This is a genomic window from Pseudomonas sp. ASL7, from assembly GCF_056680375.1.
This window is the reverse complement of record NZ_CM155279.1, coordinates 3059977-3078747: the sequence shown is the minus strand read 5'-3', so window position 1 is coordinate 3078747 and position 18771 is coordinate 3059977. Positions and strand designations below refer to the sequence as shown.

The following is an 18771-nucleotide window of genomic DNA, read 5'->3' as shown; positions in this document are numbered from 1 at the left end:
TCAGGGCTTAACCTTGCGCCCCGCCATATGCTTCAAATACCCCACCAACATGTCCAGATCCGCCTCCGGTAACACCGTCGCCTCGAATCCCGGCATCTTCGCCTGCGGCCACTGCCGCAAACTCTGCGGATCACGGATGTAGCGCTTGAGGAACTCGGCGCCAAAGTACTCGGTCGGGTTAAACGGAATGTTCAGGTCCGGCCCAAACTGCGCATCCCCCGCGCCATTGAGTCGATGGCATGCCAGGCAATTCTTCTGAAACAGTGCAAACCCCTGATTGACCGGGTCGTCAGCCTTTAACGCTGGATCGGGCAGCAGAGCAGGGAAGCGCTCTGCCACTGGCGCCAGGCGCTTGATACTGGCGACCTGAAACGGCCATTGCTCGGGGCTGATATTGCCTGCCTGCGGATCCGTCCAGACCAGGTAAAACGGCCCGGCACTCGGCTTGCCTTCAGACAGTGCGGGCCACGGCTTGGCCGGGTCTTCAATGGCAAGCCAGGCCCGTGAACCCTTGGCGTTGAGCAACGGTGCAGCCGCCATTTCAGCGGCAAAACCGTCCAGCGCCACCGCTTGCAGATGGTCCCCAGGCTTGATGCCGGTCAACAACGCCGCCACGGGAACGGCGCGATAGCTCATGTCCCGTTTGTAAGAAACGTCGTTGTTAATCGTGATGGTCTGAACCTGAGGATGCTTGAGCAGCTCCTCGGTCTGCCAGGTGCGACTGCTCGCGCCCAGCTCCAGATTCAGCTGTGCGGCATAAAGGGGCCTGCTGAGCAGCAAGGCCCCCAACAGAATTAGCGCTTTCAAATGATCGCCGTCCATGTCGTGGAAGTGCCATAGAGGTTGGCACACCCGCGCTGGCCCGGGTAGCGAGCCAGCAACATTTTTAATCAGGCGATTGTTAAAACCCTGGCGCCGTATTTTTAATAACCGACTAGCCGATCACCTTGGTCAGGTTCGGCAAAATCAACAACAGGGTAGTGGCGAATAGAATGAGCCCGGCTTGACGTACTTTCGAATGTTTAAACATGGCTTGACCGCCTTTTTTGTTATTTCCCGATGCCTGCCTGCATTTCTCCATGACGGCAGAGCGTTTCACTTCCTGTTGCACGAGCGCCTCGGCAAAACCCGACGACAACTTCGTACCACTTCACCTTAGAGCCCGCGTCACTCGTGGTTTAGATCCATTTCGTATGGTGTTGCGCCTAATTGCTATTAAAAAGGCATGAGGCCTATTGCCAGCTTCTTTGGCGCCCTTTTGCTAGACAGCTTGCTGTCCTGAAACGGTTAATCCGGCAGCGCACGACCGTCCGTCTGAGCGTGTCCGTCAACGCCAGTGAGCACTGCGGTCATTGAATCCATGGCGGCTCGGCCCAAGAGTGGGAGCGGTGAATTTGCTCACCGCCCAGGTTCGAGGACGTCATGACCCAAGCTTTGATTTTCGACGCTTTACGCACGCCCCGTGGCAAAGGCAAGGCCGATGGCGCCTTGCACAGCATCAAACCGGTAAATCTGGTGGCCGGGCTGCTCAAGGCGTTGCAGCAGCGCACCTCTCTGGACACCCGTCAGGTTGACGATGTGGTGCTTGGTTGCGTGACCCCGATTGGCGATCAGGGCTCCGACATCGCCAAGACCGCAACCCAGGTCGCGGATTGGGACGTCAGCGTGGCGGGCGTCCAGATCAATCGCTTCTGCGCTTCGGGTCTGGAGGCGGTAAACCTGGGGGCGATGAAAGTGCGTTCCGGCTTCGAAGACCTGGTGGTGGTCGGCGGCGTCGAGTCCATGTCCCGGGTGCCGATGGGCAGCGACGGCGGGGCGTGGGCGCTGGACCCGGAAACCAATTTGCACAGTCATTTTACCCCGCAGGGGGTGGGGGCCGATCTGATCGCCACGCTCGAAGGCTTCAGCCGCCAGGACGTCGATGCCTACGCGCTGCACTCCCAGCAAAAGGCCGCGCGTGCGCGGGCGAATGGTTCGTTCAACAAGTCACTGGTGCCGGTGCAGGACCAGAACGGCATCATCCTGCTCGATCACGATGAGTTCATTCGCGCCGAGTCAACCCTGGAAGGCCTGGGCAAGCTCAAGCCAAGTTTCGAGATGATCGGGCAAATGGGCTTCGACGCCACTGCGTTGCGGGTCTACAGCCATGTAGAGCGGATCAACCACGTCCACACGCCGGGCAACAGTTCGGGCATCGTCGATGGCGCGGCGTTGATGCTGATCGGTTCCGAGGCCAAGGGCCGTGAACTGGGCTTGCAGCCACGGGCGCGAATCGTGGCCACCGCGGTGACCAGCACCGATCCGACCATCATGCTTACCGGCCCCGCGCCGGCCACCCGCAAAGCGCTGGCCAAGGCCGGGTTGCGGGTCGAAGACATCGACCTGTTCGAGGTCAACGAAGCCTTCGCGTCCGTGGTGCTGAAATTCATCAAGGACATGGGCATCGACCCGGACAAGGTCAACGTCAACGGCGGCTCCATCGCCCTGGGTCACCCGCTGGGCGCCACCGGCTGCGCGATTCTCGGCACGCTACTCGATGAACTGGAAACCCGGCGCCTGCGCTATGGCCTTGCGACGCTGTGTGTCGGCGGCGGCATGGGCATTGCCACTATCATCGAACGCCTCTGAGCCCCCGACTTCAAGGAAACATCTAATGACCGACGCCATTCGTTATGAAAAAGGTAAGGATCAGATTGTCGTCCTGACCATCGACCTGCCGGGCCAGAGCGCCAACACCATGAACGCGGTGTACCGCGAGGCCATGGCTGACTGTGTCGCCCGCCTGGTGGCCGACAAGGACGCCATCGCCGGCGTCATCATTACTTCGGCTAAAAAGACCTTCTTCGCCGGGGGCGACCTCAATGAATTGATCAAGGTCGGCAAACCTGAAGCCAAGGCTTTTTATGAGATGGTGCTGAGATTGAAGGGCCAGTTGCGCACCCTGGAAACCCTCGGCAAACCGGTGGTCGCGGCGATCAACGGCGCGGCATTGGGCGGTGGCTGGGAGATCTGCCTGGCCTGCCATCACCGGGTTGCACTGGACAATCCGTCGGTGCAGCTCGGCCTGCCGGAAGTGACGCTCGGCTTGCTGCCGGGTGGCGGTGGGGTAGTGCGCATGGTCCGCTTGCTGGGCCTCGAAAAAGCCTTGCCGTACCTGCTCGAAGGCAAAAAGATTGGTCCGCAACAAGCGTTGCACGCTGGTTTGATCGACGCGCTGGCGAATGATCACGATGAACTGATGAGTAAGGCGCGGGCCTGGATTGTTGCCCATCCGACGGCGATGCAGTGTTGGGATGTGAAGGGCTACGCGATTCCAGGTGGCACGCCGTCGAATCCAAAAGTCGCGCAGATGCTGGTCATTGCGCCATCGATTCTGCGCAATAAAACCCAAGGCTGCCTGCCGGCGCCGGAGAAGATTCTCTGCGCGGCGGTAGAAGGCGCTCAGGTGGATTTCGACACGGCGCATCTGATTGAAACCCGGTACTTCACCGAGCTGACCACCGGCCAGATTTCGAAAAACCTGATTGGCACGTTCTGGTTCCAGCTCAACGAGATCAATGCTGGCGGCTCGCGGCCTCAGGGCTTTGCGCCCTACGTCACGCGTCGGGTGGGCGTGCTCGGCGCCGGAATGATGGGCGCCGGTATCGCATTTGTCAGCGCCTCGGCGGGCATCGAGGTGGTGCTCAAAGACATCAACCTCGTGGCGGCGGAAAAGGGCAAGGCACACTCGGCCGCGCTGCTGGACAAGAAAGTCACTTGCGGGCAGATGCTCCCTGAGCAGCGTGAGGCGATCCTGGCGCGGATCCGCACCACCGAAAGCGAAGCCGACCTGGCCGGTTGCGATCTGATCATTGAGGCGGTGTTTGAAGATCGCGAGCTCAAGGCCAAGGTCTCATCGGCTGCGCAAAAAGTTGTCGGTCCGGGCGCCGTCATCGCTTCTAACACCTCGACCCTGCCGATCAGCGGCCTGGCCACTGCCGTGCCGGATCAGACAACGTTTATCGGCCTGCATTTTTTCAGCCCGGTGGAGAAAATGCGGCTGGTGGAAATCATCAAAGGTCGCCACACCAGTGACGAAACCCTGGCTCGCGGCTTCGATTTCGTACTGCAAATCAAGAAAACCCCGATTGTGGTCAACGACAGTCGCGGCTTCTTCACTTCGCGGGTGTTCGGCACCTTCACCAACGAAGGCATCGCCATGCTCGGCGAAGGCGTGAGTGCGCCGATGATTGAGACCGAAGCCCGCAAGGCCGGGATGCCCATCGGGCCTCTGGCGATCTCCGACGAAGTTTCCCTCAGCCTCATGAGCCATATCCGCCAGCAAACTGCCAAAGACCTGCATTCAGAAGGGAAACCGCTGATTGAGCATCCGGCATTCGCTGTGATTGATTTGCTGCTTAACCAATACAAGCGTCCGGGCAAGGCCGCTGGAGGGGGGTTCTACGATTACCCGGCCGGTGGACAGAAGCATTTATGGCCTGAACTGAAAACCCGCTTTGAGAAGGCCGACGGGCAGATTTCGCCGAAAGACGTGCGTGATCGCCTGTTGTTTGTACAAGCCATCGAAACCGTGCGTTGTGTGGAGGAGGGCGTGCTGACCTCGACGGCGGACGCCAACGTCGGCTCGATCTTTGGCATTGGTTTCGCAACCTGGACCGGAGGCGCGCTGCAATTCATCAACCAGTATGGCGTGAAGGATTTTGTCGCCCGCGCCCAGTATCTCGCCGAGCAATACGGCGAGCGGTTCGCACCGCCTGCACTGCTGCTGGAAAAAGCGGCTAAAGGGGAGGTGTTTTAGGGACCGGTGACGTGTTCCGGGGCTTGCCTTGCCACGGTGTTTCAAGGCAGGCTCTGGGGTGTGCATTATTCCCATCATGTGTCAGGTATTTTTTATGTCGTTACGCATCTGCATTCTGGAAACCGACATCCTGCGTCCGGAACTGGTCGATCAATATCAGGGTTACGGGCAGATGTTCCAGCGCCTGTTTTCACAGCAACCCATCGCGGCCGAGTTCACCGTCTACAACGTGATGCAGGGCGAATACCCTAGTGATGACCTGACGTTTAACGCCTACCTGGTCACTGGCAGCAAGGCCGACTCCTTCGGCACCGACCCGTGGATTGAAACCCTCAAGACTTACCTGCTGACTCGCTACAAGCGCGGCGACAAGCTGCTGGGCGTGTGCTTCGGCCATCAGTTGCTGGCGCTGTTGCTGGGCGGCAAGAGTGAGCGTGCGACCCAAGGCTGGGGCGTCGGCACGCATAACTACAAACTCGCGGCCAAGGCGCCGTGGATGAGCCCGGTGCGCGAGGAGCTGACCTTGTTGATCAGCCATCAGGATCAGGTCACGGCGTTACCTGAAAATGCCACGGTCATCGCCTCCAGCGATTTCTGCCCGTTTGCCGCCTACCACATCAACGATCAGGTGCTGTGCTTCCAGGGGCATCCGGAGTTCATCCACGATTATTCGCGGGCGTTGCTGGACATTCGCCAGCAAGCGCTGGGCGAACAGGTTTACTCCAAAGGTGTGGCCAGCCTTGAACATGAGCATCACGGCACGACGGTTGCGGAGTGGATGATGCGATTTGTGGCGCATAAGCCAGAAGCTGTTTAACGCTAAAAGCTTCGCGAGCAGGCTCGCTCCCACATTAGATCTTTGATATTGCTGAGATCAGTGTGGGAGCGAGCCTGCTCGCGAATTTCACAGGCGACTCGGTATTGACTACAACCACCCCGACTTCTTGAAGCTCGCCCACAATCCCGCGCAACCCACCGTAATAAACCCCAACACCGCAAAGTACCCGTATTGCCAGCTCAACTCTGGCATGTTCTGGAAGTTCATCCCGTAAATCCCGGCCACCGCCGTCGGGAACGCCAGAATCCCCGCCCATGCCGCGAACTTGCGTTGCACCACACTTTGCCGTGCCGCCTCCAGCAATACCCCAACCTCGATCGTCTGGCTGGCGATGTCCGCCAGTGTTGTCAGGTCTTCCATCTGTCGCGTCACATGAATCTGCACATCACGGAAGTACGGGCGCATGTTCTTGTGGATGAACGGAAAGCTCAGGTTCTGCAGCTCTTCACCGATCTCCACCATCGGTGCCGCGTAGCGGCGTAAACGCAACACATCACGGCGCAGGCTATGGAGTTTCTGGATGTCGTGTTCGCTCAACGAGCTGCCCAGCACATTGCGTTCCAGCTCATCGATCTCGGCATGGATCGCTTCGCCCACCGGCTGGTAGTTTTCGATCACGAAGTCGAGGAGGGCGTAGAGCACGAAATCTTCCCCGTGATCGAGCAACAACGGACGCGCCTCACACCGTTGTCGGACATGGGAGTAGGACGCCGAGTGACCGTTGCGTGCAGTAATGATGTAGCCATTGCCGGCGAAGATGTGGGTCTCGATGAACTCAAGCTTGCCTTCATGGCGGATCGGCGAATAGGTGACGATAAACAGCGCATCGCCGAAGGTTTCGAGCTTCGGTCGACTGTGTTTTTCCAGGGCGTCTTCGATGGCCAGTTCGTGCAGGTGGAACTGGCGTTGCAGATTGGCCAGCTCCTGGGCGTTCGGCTCTTCAAGCCCGATCCAGACAAAGTGATCAGGCTTGGCAGCCCAGGCGGCGCCTTCGTCGAGGGTGATATTGGTGACTTTTTTACCGGCGCTGTAAACCGCAGCAGCAACAACTCTACCCATGATGGTGGTTCACTTCTTATTTAGGCGCTTAACGAAAAGCAGTGGTAGGCAATGTTCAGCTTAGCCTTGTCTGCTACTTCAGAGTCAGCAAACTCTGCGGAGTTCGTCAATGTAGGAGCGAGCTTGGTCCGGGCGGCGATCCGACGATGGTCGTTAACGATGACGCGGACCGGCTGGTGCAACCATGCGCTCTCCGGTTTTTCGTCGGAACGCCGCCCGGAGCAAGCTCGCTCCTACAACGGCATTACGCACAGGGCGAGTTTCTGTATCAGGCGGCTTGCAGTTGCCGATCCATCGACGCGATGCACTCGCGCATCTGCTCGCGGCACTGTGCAATCAGCAGCGGCATGTCATCCAGGCTCAAGCCAGCCGTAGGAATCGCCGGCAAGGAGCGGATCAGAATTTTCCCACTGCGCCAGCGGTTCAATCGCATGTGTTTGACGTAGCTGCTGACACACACCGGCACGATCGGGACGCCGGCGGCAATCGCCATCTGGAAAGCGCCTTTCTTGAACGGCAGCAAGTCCTCACCGAGGTTGCGCGTGCCTTCCGGGAAGACCCAGATTGAGGTGTCTTCATTTTGCAGGGTGTGGGTGGTGGTCAGCATCGATTGACGCGCCTTATGCGCATTGCCGCGGTCGATCAATACATTGCCCGCGAGCCAGAATAACTGACCAAACAGTGGCACCCATTTCAGGCTTTTCTTGCCGATGCAGACGGTACGGCGGGGCACCACATTGCCGAATACAAACAGATCGTAGTTGGATTGGTGGTTGGCGATGATGACGCAGCTGTCCGGTTTATCCATCAATGGCCCGACTTCAGCCTTCACCCGCAGACGCAAAATGCACATCGCCGGCAACGCATACAGGCGCGCGCACAAGCGACTGTTGTCCGGGTTGAACGGTCGGCACAGACCGAGCATCACCCCAAGCACACCGGCCACAATAAAGTGCAGGCTCATCAATAACATACGGAACACAAACAGCATTTACAGGCCCCACCGGGACAAAAGGTGGCGCAGTGTACGGATGTGCACTGTCTTCGGCAATTGCCGCTATAGAGGTAGGAGATAGCTGATGTTTGAGCGCATGTTTCCGACTTAATGGTCAGACGCGTTCAAGAGCGCTTGTAGGAATTTAAACGGGGCGCATACGAAAAAGCCCGACGAGACGGTCGGGCTTTTTCATACAGCGCGCCGGGACTTAACCCATGTGCTCCTGATCCAGAATGATCGCGTTGTCCAGCGTCTCCAGCAACGCTTTGCGTACTTTCAGCTTGGTGTTCTTGTGGGCCGTCATGTTGATCTTCTTCAACTGACGAGCCGCCGCCAGCGCGGCGCCTTGCAGCTCTTCGGCCGACACCACCACGTCGAGGAACCCTGCATCCACGGCGCTCTGCGGATTGAACATCTCGCCATTGATCACCGAACGATGGAATGCCGACTTGCGCAGACGATCACGCGCGAGCTCGATACCGGCGTGGTGCATGGTCATGCCGATCTGCACTTCGTTCAGACCAATACTGAACGGGCCGTCGACACCAATGCGGTAATCCGCCGACAGCAGCAGGAACGCACCCTTGGCCACCGCATGCCCAGGGCACGCCATAATCACCGGGAAGGGGTGCGACAACAGGCGACGGGCCAGGGTCGAACCGGACGTCACCAACGACACCGCTTCCTTGGGGCCGGATGTCATCACCTTCAAATCATAACCGCCCGACAAAATCCCGGGCTGACCCGTAATGATCACCACCGCACGATCAGTCACCGCCTGATCCAGCGCAGCGTTAAACGCAGCAATCACGTCCGGGGAGATGGCATTGACCTTGCCATTGCTCAAGGTCAGGGTCGCGATACCGTCTTCGAGATGGTATGAAATCAGTTCGGTCATGTTGCATTCCTTTTGTTGTATTTTCGTCATGGCCCTTTGTTTTAAAGGGAATTGTTGGTTTAAGACTGTTCGACTTGCATTGCTGGTCGTTGCTTTTTGTCCACAAAGTGTCCACGGCCGTCAGCTAATGGGTTCAGATTGACCACTTCTGCGAGATGCCCTGGGCTGAAGTGGGCATAGCGGATCGTCATTTCCAGGGTCGAGTGGCCAAGCACGCGCTGCAGTGTGAGGATGTCTCCGCCGTTCATCATGTAGTGACTAGCGAAGGTATGACGCAATACGTGGGTCATTTGACCTTTCGGCAACCCTAAGGCCAGCTCATTTACGACATCCGCCAAGGCGTACCAGGTTTCCCTGTAGGACGATTTGAACGGCATCGCTTCGGTCAGCCGATCGTCTAACGTCGACGAGATTGGCACGGTACGATTTTTTGATGACTTGGTGCGTGTGAAGTAGATTCGACCATCTCGCACCTGACTGGGCTCAAGATTTGCCGCCTCTGCCCAGTGTGCCCCCGTCGAAAGACAAACTCGGGCTATAACGCCTACATCTGACTTTTCCTGATCCAGCCGGCTCAACAGGCGCGCTATTTGCTCGCTTGAAAGGTACGACATTTCGCTTTGATCAAACTTCAACGCCCGAACTTTGGACAGCGGATTTTCACCGGACCATTCGCCCAGGCGCTCCAGCTCATTGAATACGGCACGTAGGTAGCTCAGCTCGTGGTTGGCTGTATTGGCTGAGATGGGCGCAGTGGTTCCGTCTCTTTTGCCGGTTTGATCGATTTTCGCTCGGCCCCATTTTCCGGCCAATCTGTCCGATCGATATTGAGTGAAGCTGCTCGCTGAGAAATCGGCTGCGCGGGGGGCACCCAGGTTCGTGACCATCCGATCAAGGAACGCCCGGCATTTTTCCCCTCTCTTCAGGTTACAGCCATGAAGATTGAACCATAGCGATACCAGGTCCGACAGCCGACGCATGTCCTGTTTTGGCTTCTTCTCAAACTCTCCTTTGGCACCGTCACCCATCAAGCGACGTTCAAACACCATCGCTTCGTTCTTCGTTCGAAACTTCTTTCGGACCCGTGCACCGGCACGCCCGTCTGGTCGGCAGTCCACAATCCATTCGCCGGTTTCAGTTTTCTTTAAAGACATTGGCTGATCGCGTGTTGCATTGAGTGAGAAGGCACGAAATGTTCCTTGCCAAAGGCTACAAGGGGCTGATTTGGCCGCACTCGGGGGCAGCTTCCTCAGTCATCAACCAGAGCGTGTACTTCTTGAATCGAGGGTGATTGGTAATCTTCGACAGGGGGACGTATCCCATTTCAAACATCGCCGCTTCCCACTTTTTGTAGGTGCTGATACTGAAATCCAGCTCCTGACAAAACTCTGCTTGGGTTACCCCTTCCCGAACCCGTATGGCCTTAAGTTTCTGCGCAAGCTCCATCATCCCTCCGCTTGACAAGATCCTATATAGGAGCCAGTACGGATCCTAAATAGGAACTTATTCAGAATATATAACCATGGAGAGTATCAAATGCAGATTGTTATCGACACGCCATACGTGACCCCTGATGAGTTTGCGCGTCGCGCTGGGCTCTCAGAACGCTCCGTCCGTCACAAAATCGACCAAGGAATGATTTTGGTCAGAGAAAAAGAACCAGGCCAAAAGCCGTCGACAGCCTCATACTAGAATGGAAAAACAACCCATGCTGATCGACGGTCAAATCATTGCCATCAGCGCAGAGCAGGAACTACAGGCTCGTGAGCAGATGGAGTTACCTAGCGACTTTTTTCTGTCCGATGCCACGCGCTTCCTGCACCACAACACCGGCTCCGGTGTGGTGCAGATCCCTTTGCCGCATGGATTTGTGGCGGCGGAGTTCGAAAATACTATAGGTAAGCGTCGTTATGGCTTGGTGCGGATCGATGGGTTAAGGACCTAAACACCGGCTGCACAAATATCCAAACAAGGGCGCTTTGAGGCCCTTGTTTGCCTCCATGTTTTGAGAGTGCAGCGGGAAAAAATCTCACCCTGTCAGTGGATTTTTTTGAATTTACATACCTTTTTTAGCTTTGGGCCATTCAGTTTTGAGTTTTTCCATAAAGGATGCCTTTGGTTCCTGGCCGCAAACCTCAACCAACATAGGGGTAACGGCGAGGGTACCATCAACATCCACTACTGCATCTTCAGGCTTACCTTTGCGGCTAATCACCTCTCCAACAGCCACCACGTCTGGTCGGAAACTTTCATCTACGGCAAGAAAGTCTTCACAGGTCCAGTGTGAAACAGGTTTCTGTGAAAGCTCCTTTGCTTTGTCAGCGGCCATGGCCATTGAGCAGGCGGTTAACGTCAACGCTGTTATAAGTATTAGTTTGCTCTTCATTATCAGATCCTTCATTAAATGGATTAATGACAATAAGCGGTCGCTTTTCTTGGCGGCGCCCAGCAAACCTTAGTCAAGCCAGCCTCAATTCGCCACTTCCAGGACACAATCAGGAACGGTATCGGCAGATTTGCACAGGCTACGACAAACGAGCGAAAAGCTTCAGCGCGACGGATTCGTCCAAAATTTTCACGATGCGGTGTTTGCGATAATGTGCGTACAGCGCCTAGGACGATCAATACGATCTGTTAAACTCTGAAACACAAGCCGTACGAAAAATAGTTCCACCTCTCAATCAACGGTTTCATCTAACTTTGATCGATGCTGAGTCCCACTAAATATGGCGCCTGCTTTTTCATACTTAATGTTTTGACGTGATGGCGAAAGTACAAAATAAATCAATTGTAACTTTAAATAGTAAGAGCTCCAACATTAAACACCTTGACCAGCCAAAATTTGCGCGCCTAAAATTCGTCAACCAATTACAAAAAACAAGAGTTGGACGCATGAGCAAGTCGGCTATTAATCTAAATATTATTCGTGAAGAGTTTGAGGCGTGCAGGAACTCGCTGGCCCTAGCCGTGGATATATCCACATCGGAGATACCACTCTCTGAGCACGGGCGACTAGCATTTATTGAATATGGAGTTTCCAGCATTCAGAGATTTCGAACAGCGCTGGACATGCTGAAAAACTATCCTGGCGGCGACGCGCCCAACTGATCAAATAACTTTCGCTGCTCAGTACGAGGCATATGGCGCAGACGGTCGAGCAGTAGTCGGTCGACTACCTGCGCCGACGGGCTGAGGGTATGGCAAAACGTGAGGTTGGCCACCCAGGTGTGGCCGCAGATCGCGGAGTTGCACTGGCAATAGAGCTTGGCGAACACCAGTGACAGCTCGTCCCGCGAAGCGATCCGCGCTTTGCCGCCGCATTCCTTACAGTAAATTCGCATTGCCACAACCTTCACCGCGCTCGTAGGGGGTTATTTTGCCACACAACATATAGTGTTTCGATAACTATTCAGTCACTACAGGTTGTGGGGAAGCTCATTCGGCGACGACAGCATCTCGCCAACCAATCCGCCGATCCGCTCGAAGGCTGTCATTCACCTGCGTAAACAGCTGACTGATCGGCCGGATCTCATTGTTGGTATAAACGCGATCGATCTTTTCGATGTCCCCAAAGCCAGCGGCGTTCTCCGGCATCACGCCGGCCAGTGCCGGATTCATGCGCCAGGCCGCAATTACGTCATTACGGGTAATATTCTTGATTCGCTCAAATTCATCTTTGGTAGCAATGTCGCCAATCGGAATAATCTGTATCGCCTTATCCGTGCCGCCCGGGATATTCACAAACATCGAGCGAAAGTTGCCCACACCTTTTGTACCTTGTATTTGAGCCTTTAATTTTGCTTCATCGTCGTCCGACTTATTTGGATCATTGGTATAAAAAACAAAGCCGGCATGTGCGCCGTTGTTGTAGTAACGCCGACGAAGCAAGGTGGCTGATTCATTCAGTAACAGCGCATGCATCCCGCCCAGGTAATCAGGAATGCCATAAATATTTTGTTCCACGTCGTAATCCATCACATGCTCCACTTCATCCTCTTCGAAGTGCAGTTCCTGACTGCTCGGCAATAGCATGACAAAACCACCCCCGACTTTGCGGCGCATGTTGAGCGCGGGCAGGTGCTGCAACTCAATCACCTGGCCGATCACGTTGCGGATGCGCTGAAAAAACGCATCGCCAAACACCATAAAGTCCAGTGCGGCGCGGCCCATGGTCTGCGCACTGCACCCAGCCGACGGGATGAAGTCACGCAGCAACAGGTTGCGCTTGAAGCGCGGGATGGTGCCGTGGTGCGCGTTGGCACGCAGCAACTTGGCCAGGCCGGTGCGTGATACCGGCGGTGTATAGATCCGCCCGTCGTTGCTGGCGAACACGCCCAGGTACTCGCCCATATTGCTGGCCAGCACCGACTCGGGCGCGCCGAAGCTGAACGCTTGCACTTTGTGGGGCTTGGTTTTGTCCTGCGGTGTTGGCTCTTGCATGGCTGCCTTCTAATGTTGACCAGCGGCTGCGCCGCTTTTTGTTGACGTTGAGAGGTTCATTGGCGAGCGCGTGCATCACCGCCCAGGCGATGTCCGCGTGACCTGTTGCATCGGTGCGTGAGGCGCTGTAGGTGATCTGACCGCTGCTGGTGGCGCCACGCTTGATGGTTAGGAAGGCTGAAGCAATATCGTTCCAGCCGGCATCCCACTCGATCCGCCGCCCTTGAATAGTGTCCTGGGCTTTGAGGACCAGGGTGTTTTTGGTTTCCAAGCTGTAGTGGATTGGCGTGGCCCAGGCGTAGAAGTCGCGCACCAGGTCGAACACCCCATAGCCCACACCAGTGATGTCGATCCCAATATGCTGGACGTTGAAGCGCTCGGTGATTTTCTTCACCTGGGCGGCTTGGTAGGTGAAGGAATGCCCCCCCCAGCTGTGCTTCTCCAGGATGCGGAACTTGCCGCCCAGCTCCAGCGGTGGCGCGACCACCACGCAGGTGGCGTCGTCGCGGGTGCGGCTCGGGTCGTAGCCGACCCACACCGGGCTGTTGCCGAACGGCCGCGCGGCCTTCGGGTCCGGGTCGTAGTCTTTCCACAAGGACAAATCGGAATAGCAGCGCTCCAGGTCCGTCAGGTTGAACGCGCTCTGCGTGCTGTCGATGAACTGGCACAAATAGAGCTGATCGAACTGGTCGTCGGAGTTTTCCAGTTGCAGCTGCTCGATGTCGAACAGATCGCAGCCGCCGGCGATGGCATCGTGAATGGTGATGATCTTGCGCCACTGGCCGTCCGGACAGAGCACGCCTTGGCGCGAAGGGAACCGTTTGTTCCGGGTGTTTCAGGTGCTTATCGTGGCGGCAACTGCACCCGAACCGAGCGACTTTCTCCCATGCCACGCACCTTCGTCACTGACTGGAAACGTGTCGCCACCAGCGGCAAGACCGCCGACGGTCGCACCATCGAAGCGCAGGATCTGCGTGACATGGCCGACAGCTACGATCCGGCGACCTACACCGCGACGATCTGGTACGAGCACATCCGTTATTTCGGCAGCATGGGCACCGTCGCCGAGCTGAAAGCCGAAGACGTGGCCGGGGGCAAGATCGCGCTGTTCGCCAAACTCCAGCCGAACGAGTACCTGCTGTCCATGAACAAGGATGGCCAGAAGATTTTCAGCAGCGTGGAGATCCAGCCGAACTTCGCCGACACCGGCAAAGCCTACCTCTGCGGCATGGCCGTCACCGACGAACCGGCCAGCCTCGGTACCGAGCCCTTGCACTTTTCCCGCCGTGCCGGCACCGGCAATCACTTTGCCAACGTGGAGCAGCTGGACGACCTGACACCCGCGACCCTCGATGACGAGTCCGCGCTGTCATTTTTAACCCGATTGTTCAGCCTACTGGGGGTGAGCGCTTCGACAGCCACATCTCCCATTGAAGCCCCGACCAACAGGCTAGAGCAGAGCCTGCTCTGCCGTGAAGTCGCTGCCATCCTCCACCACCCGTTGCCCATGGGCTTGCGCCACGTCAACCTGAGCGAAGTGCTGCTCGAGGTCAGCAAGCACACCGGGTTACGCTTTCGGGTGCCGGACGCCGATTACGCCAAGACCAAGGCGCCGTACTTCTATTCGCTGGCCACCGGCATTCAGACCATGGACAGCCTGGGCCAGGTGTTCCAGATTCCTGACTTTATCTGGCATCAGCAGGGTGACGGCGAGGTCTATGTCGGCAGTTGGGCCGACAGTTTCTGGGGCGATAAACCGCCGCTGCAACTGCCGGTCGAGTTGTTCGACAACTATCAGGGCAACCGCAGCGCCACGGTCGCCGCACTCCCGGGCCTACGTCCCGGCGCCACCATCAACCAGAGCGAGCGCATCACTTCCGTGATCCTCACCGGCACCGAGATGGCCATCAAATGGAAGAAACCGTAACCCGCATCGTCGAGCGCCGTTTTCCGGAGTTGACCGGCAACTACCACCTGCCACGCTTTGCCCGGGTGCTGGGCGTCTCCGATGCGCCGGCACACAGTGGGCTGTGTGATGACTTTCGCCCGCGCTATGCCGTGGACCTGGAAGTGTTGGGCCCGGACGACGAACCCGACCCGGCCTGCCGCACCTGCTCGGCGTGGCGTTGCCCGTACCGGCCGGCGCTGACGAGGCCGGCTTTTTTGGCTTCCCGGGCGAAGGCACCACCGTGGTGGTCAGCTTTGCCTACGGCCTGCCAAACAAGCCGTTCATTCTGCAAATTTTGCCCAATGGCCTGAGCCTGCCGAAAGTCCCGAAGGGCGACCAGCTCTGTTATAACAGTATGGGATTAAAAAAATGCCGCCATTCTCTGAGCTTTCGAAAGTGGAGCCAAGGGTGCTTTTTTCGGACTCTTGATATTAGCTTGCGGCGGAGATTTCTTGCTTCTGTTTCCCAAAGTATCCTCTCAATATTCGTTCAACATGGGTATGGTTAGCCGCTGAGTTTGATTTCGGAGAGGGCCCTTGGTGGGGGACACTGGAGATCGTCGCTGCCTTTTTTGCTAGCGCATTTGTCGCGATGATCGTGCATGTACTATGCGCCTTTGTTTTGGACTTGCTGATGTCAGCGGCGATGACTTCCGGAAACGGCAATTTTGTAGCAGGGATTGGTTTTTTTCTTGCTGCTATCGGCATGGGAATCGGGTCATACCAAATCTTTTACAGTACGTTGCATTGGACCCTGTTTCCCATCTGGGGGGGGTGATTGTATTCGTCGGCGGATTGATTACGAGAAGGATTAATCGGCGCATGAGTCTTGAATAAGGGAGGCCCTTTAACAAGTCAGTTATAGGGTCGAAATCCGTTCAACGGCGGGATCTGCGAAAAAAGTGCTCGCCAAGAAAAAACCATCTGAAAAAGCACTTTTCCCCCTCCCGCCGACGGGCTTTGCGTCACTTTTATGTGCAAAGAGGGTGGTGGTGCAAATAAAGGCGGCGCCCAAGCCCGCTGCGGGGCCTGTGAGGCATCTGGCTATTTCACGGAGTGCAAGGTTTTGCAAAGAAGTGCAGCGGCTCTGCGCATCACTGAACGAGCCCCATGAAAGACAGGACACCTATACCCCGTTAAGTTTATGCCGCTGCCAAGCACCTACCCCACTTGCGCAGCACACGGGCAAGACAACACGGCCTCCAACCAAGAATCTACTGCTACGCTCAAATCTTCACGCAGGAGTCGCGATGCCAATCTCACGCCCGCGTCCTTTCTGCTTTCAATATAAGTGGAAACAACTAGCCCTCCAAGCCTCGACGGTCGCTCCTTGAGTGGCTGAAATAGTATAGCCAGCGTTGTGGTTGAATGACCTGCGGCGCGAGCCCGGAGCAATCAATATGAATCTTGCAGGAAAGGCGGTCCTGTTTGTTTACTACACGTACAGCCAGCAGACGCGGCAGGTGGTCGAGGTCATGGCAGATGCTCTGCGCGAACGAGGCTGCGAGGTGCGACTGGCCAGGTTAGAGTTCACGGACCCCCGGTACGCGGGCCGGTTCTCCAGCTTTCCTCTGCGCCATGTGTACCGCGACATTTTCGGCATGATCCTCCCGCAACTACGGGGTGTGACCGGTCAGATCATTATCCCGGATGAGGCTCGCGACAGCCACTTCGACCTGGTTTGCATCGCATCGCCGACTTGGTGGCTGCACCCCTGCATGCCGATTCGATCGTTTCTCGAGTCCGACGTCGCTGGGACACTGCTTGCCGGAAAGCGCTTTGCCGCCGTTGCAGTGGCCCACCGCTATTGGCGAGATGACTTGAAAATCCTGAAACGGCTCGGCGTCAAACGAGGCGGCAAATACGTGGATGGCAGCCACTTCACTGCTGGCGGTGGCCCAGTCGATTCGATGCTGGCGCTGCTCAGCTTTCTCTCGACGGGTGTCACCAAGAATCGCTACTTGGGAGTAAAGATTCCGCCAGCAACTCTGCCGCCCAGCTATGTCGGGCAGGCGCGGGCGTTCGCGAACGGTCTGGCAGATCGGCTCGCTGAGGTGAGCAACGTATGATCACCCCGAATGCTAGAAGAAGTTGGCGATGCATTTGGTTGTCTGTGAAAGTTTTGGCAGCGGTGGGACTTGCGTGAACGTATCCATTTAGGCGTTTCTTTAACAGTTCGCATCGGTCGCGCCTTGGGATGTCAACTCGGTTCGATTTTTTCAACACGATCGGCCGTTATTGGCCGTTCTCTGCCGGTCATGTCACCTTTTTTTGCTAATCGAAATAATCACTGTAACGAAAACGACTGCACGAAAGCAGACCCTAGCAGCCCGGGATTGATTTGAACCTCGTAGCGGTACTCAGAAGAATTGTTGTTCCGATCGGCAAGCGAGCAAGGCATCGGTAATGTTCGGACCCGTTTGCCGTCCAGTAAAACAGGAGTCGAATTGTTGAGGACAAGCGAGCAGGACCCGCCTCTCCCGTGCGTAATATGTACTGTTCCGTCGACCACGAGGGATTGAGCGGGCAATACCCATACTCCCAAGTAGTCGTTCAAAAGAGTACATACGGCGGCACTGAAGAACACCGAACTGAAGATACCCAACATCAAAATCCAGGACGCGGTCGCTCCTGCAAGTGCATATTTTTTCAGGGATGCGCGCAGGGCAAAAATCACTCCCGCCGAAAAGAGCACCGTTCCGGCGACAATTGCCGGCAGACGCGAAAACGCGGACAGAGAATGGCCTGAAACCAGTTGGCTGCCCAAGAAGGCAATAGCGGATAGGATTGAGGCCACGAACCAAGGTGTGCAAATACGACTAACGCTGGCCTCCGAATTGACCACACCGCCCGTTAAGGCTTCAAGGCGAGCCGCCGCTACCGCCAGATTATCCGACAGGGATTCCCGCAGGTTGTTCGGCACCTTGCCGCCCATGTTCAGCTCGAGTCGTCGTTCGCCAAGCGACAATCGATAACCGTTGGCCAGCAACGTCAATACTGCGGTACGAAATTCGTCGTCGTCCTGCAAGACACGACGCATATGCTCGTCAAGGCCGTAGGCGACAATGTCCTTTGCGCCAAAGATGGACGCAAACTTCGCAAACTTCGCAGGCTGCTGCAGCCGGAAAAGCCGGAGGAGCTTCGAATTGCCGCCACCCATAGAGCGAGCGGAGTTAAGGCAAAGCGCGCCCAGCACGTCGCACTGCGTGCGCATTAGCGAAAAGCGGCTATCTGACTTGATCTTTACGGAACGCCTAGGTGTGTCAGCGTACCGAAAGAAAGTGTATTGCAGCGTCGGCCTTGGAAGGAGCCCTACGGAACGATGGTAGGGAGTATTAGTCCGTATGGGGTATCGGTACGGCTGGACGGGCGGTTTCGCCCTGAAGAGCTGGACGACGAATAGGCACTAGCCGTCGGGCGCTAAGTGTCCACATTTTGTCCACGCCGCTCGATCATTTATTCAGAAATAGACAGCCAATATTCCGTGGCCCTCAGAATATACGGCTTCGCCCAGCGATGGCTGATGCTGAGGGTTGATAGGAAATCAACTCACTCATGACGCTATTCCTTTCAGTAAAGTAGGGCAGACGTTACCCACCGCCGTAGGCCAGGTAAAGCGCCGTGACTGACCCGTCAGTCACACTTTCACCGCTTGCCAGGGGTAACCCGCCACGTCAGCCGCGCATTCCCCTCTATATAGAAGGGCACGCGAAGCCAGAGATTGGCAGGTTCGCCATGGCCCGGAATCCGCCGGAACGACTAAATCGCTAACCGCATGAAAATTCTCAAAAAAA

General features: G+C 56.5%; 15 protein-coding genes and 4 pseudogenes. 9 read left to right on the top strand and 10 right to left on the bottom strand.

Annotation, left to right across the window (positions count from 1 at the left end; all coding sequences use genetic code 11):
- On the bottom strand, positions 1-822 hold the full coding sequence (locus AC1MDT_RS14080) for a c-type cytochrome (protein WP_480422594.1): 822 nt from the start codon (positions 820-822) through the stop codon (positions 1-3).
- A gap of 600 nt (positions 823-1422) precedes the next feature.
- On the opposite strand from AC1MDT_RS14080, the gene AC1MDT_RS14075 reads away from it, so the two are divergent.
- The 3 genes from AC1MDT_RS14075 to AC1MDT_RS14065 all read left to right on the top strand — a co-directional run bounded on the left by AC1MDT_RS14075 (position 1423) and on the right by AC1MDT_RS14065 (position 5615).
- Complete coding sequence (locus AC1MDT_RS14075; protein ID WP_480422592.1) at positions 1423-2628, top strand: acetyl-CoA C-acetyltransferase; 1206 nt, start codon at positions 1423-1425, stop codon at positions 2626-2628.
- Between the two features lie 25 nt (positions 2629-2653).
- Positions 2654-4798 carry a 3-hydroxyacyl-CoA dehydrogenase NAD-binding domain-containing protein gene (locus AC1MDT_RS14070; RefSeq protein ID WP_480422591.1) on the top strand — a complete coding sequence of 715 codons (2145 nt, stop codon included), beginning with the start codon at positions 2654-2656 and terminating at the stop codon, positions 4796-4798.
- Positions 4799-4892: 94 nt separating this feature from the next.
- The gene (locus tag AC1MDT_RS14065; protein ID WP_480422590.1) at positions 4893-5615 is read left to right on the top strand and encodes an amidotransferase; all 723 of its coding nucleotides are present in this window, start codon (positions 4893-4895) and stop codon (positions 5613-5615) included.
- A gap of 108 nt (positions 5616-5723) precedes the next feature.
- Here the strand turns inward: AC1MDT_RS14065 and AC1MDT_RS14060 are convergent, their stop codons facing one another.
- The 4 genes from AC1MDT_RS14060 to AC1MDT_RS14045 form a co-directional block, all read right to left on the bottom strand.
- The gene (locus AC1MDT_RS14060; RefSeq protein ID WP_480422589.1) at positions 5724-6695 is read right to left on the bottom strand and encodes a magnesium and cobalt transport protein CorA; all 972 of its coding nucleotides are present in this window, start codon (positions 6693-6695) and stop codon (positions 5724-5726) included.
- Between the two features lie 268 nt (positions 6696-6963).
- A complete protein-coding gene (locus AC1MDT_RS14055; protein WP_480422588.1) occupies positions 6964-7686 on the bottom strand; it encodes a 1-acylglycerol-3-phosphate O-acyltransferase in 723 nt (240 codons plus the stop codon).
- A gap of 214 nt (positions 7687-7900) precedes the next feature.
- On the bottom strand, positions 7901-8590 hold the full coding sequence (locus AC1MDT_RS14050; protein ID WP_480422587.1) for a crotonase/enoyl-CoA hydratase family protein: 690 nt from the start codon (positions 8588-8590) through the stop codon (positions 7901-7903).
- Positions 8591-8649: 59 nt separating this feature from the next.
- The gene (locus AC1MDT_RS14045; RefSeq protein WP_480422586.1) at positions 8650-9744 is read right to left on the bottom strand and encodes a phage integrase; all 1095 of its coding nucleotides are present in this window, start codon (positions 9742-9744) and stop codon (positions 8650-8652) included.
- Positions 9745-10298: 554 nt separating this feature from the next.
- Between AC1MDT_RS14045 and AC1MDT_RS14040 the strand changes: the two genes are divergently transcribed.
- On the top strand, positions 10299-10535 hold the full coding sequence (locus AC1MDT_RS14040; RefSeq protein WP_480422585.1) for a hypothetical protein: 237 nt from the start codon (positions 10299-10301) through the stop codon (positions 10533-10535).
- A gap of 111 nt (positions 10536-10646) precedes the next feature.
- Here the strand turns inward: AC1MDT_RS14040 and hdeA are convergent, their stop codons facing one another.
- Positions 10647-10976, bottom strand: a complete 330-nt coding sequence (gene hdeA / locus AC1MDT_RS14035) for an acid-activated periplasmic chaperone HdeA (protein ID WP_480422584.1) — start codon at positions 10974-10976, stop codon at positions 10647-10649.
- A gap of 377 nt (positions 10977-11353) precedes the next feature.
- Between hdeA and AC1MDT_RS14030 the strand changes: the two genes are divergently transcribed.
- The gene (locus AC1MDT_RS14030; RefSeq protein WP_480422582.1) at positions 11354-11698 is read left to right on the top strand and encodes a hypothetical protein; all 345 of its coding nucleotides are present in this window, start codon (positions 11354-11356) and stop codon (positions 11696-11698) included.
- Here the strand turns inward: AC1MDT_RS14030 and AC1MDT_RS14025 are convergent.
- The 3 genes and pseudogenes from AC1MDT_RS14025 to AC1MDT_RS14015 all read right to left on the bottom strand — a co-directional run.
- On the bottom strand, positions 11671-11931 hold the full coding sequence (locus AC1MDT_RS14025) for an ogr/Delta-like zinc finger family protein (protein ID WP_480422581.1): 261 nt from the start codon (positions 11929-11931) through the stop codon (positions 11671-11673). The genes AC1MDT_RS14030 and AC1MDT_RS14025 overlap by 28 nt on opposite strands.
- A gap of 94 nt (positions 11932-12025) precedes the next feature.
- Positions 12026-12859, bottom strand: a complete 834-nt coding sequence (locus AC1MDT_RS14020) for a phage portal protein (protein ID WP_480422579.1) — start codon at positions 12857-12859, stop codon at positions 12026-12028.
- Positions 12795-13832 (bottom strand): annotated as a pseudogene (locus tag AC1MDT_RS14015) (phage terminase large subunit family protein); the annotation flags it as partial. The pseudogene AC1MDT_RS14015 and the gene AC1MDT_RS14020, both read right to left, overlap by 65 nt.
- Positions 13833-13916: 84 nt before the next feature.
- On the opposite strand from AC1MDT_RS14015, the pseudogene AC1MDT_RS14010 reads away from it, so the two are divergent.
- From AC1MDT_RS14010 to AC1MDT_RS13995, 4 genes and pseudogenes are all read left to right on the top strand, one after another.
- Positions 13917-14348: pseudogene (locus tag AC1MDT_RS14010) on the top strand (GPO family capsid scaffolding protein); the annotation flags it as partial.
- A gap of 132 nt (positions 14349-14480) precedes the next feature.
- A pseudogene (locus AC1MDT_RS14005) lies at positions 14481-14957 on the top strand (hypothetical protein); the annotation flags it as partial.
- A pseudogene (locus AC1MDT_RS14000) lies at positions 14942-15333 on the top strand (hypothetical protein); the annotation flags it as partial. The pseudogenes AC1MDT_RS14005 and AC1MDT_RS14000, both read left to right, overlap by 16 nt.
- A gap of 1044 nt (positions 15334-16377) precedes the next feature.
- Positions 16378-17046, top strand: a complete 669-nt coding sequence (locus AC1MDT_RS13995) for a flavodoxin family protein (protein WP_480422577.1) — start codon at positions 16378-16380, stop codon at positions 17044-17046.
- 218 nt (positions 17047-17264) lie between these two features.
- On the opposite strand, the gene AC1MDT_RS13990 is transcribed toward AC1MDT_RS13995, so the two are convergent.
- Positions 17265-18173 carry a hypothetical protein gene (locus AC1MDT_RS13990; protein ID WP_480422576.1) on the bottom strand — a complete coding sequence of 303 codons (909 nt, stop codon included), beginning with the start codon at positions 18171-18173 and terminating at the stop codon, positions 17265-17267.
- Positions 18174-18771: the final 598 nt, after the last annotated feature.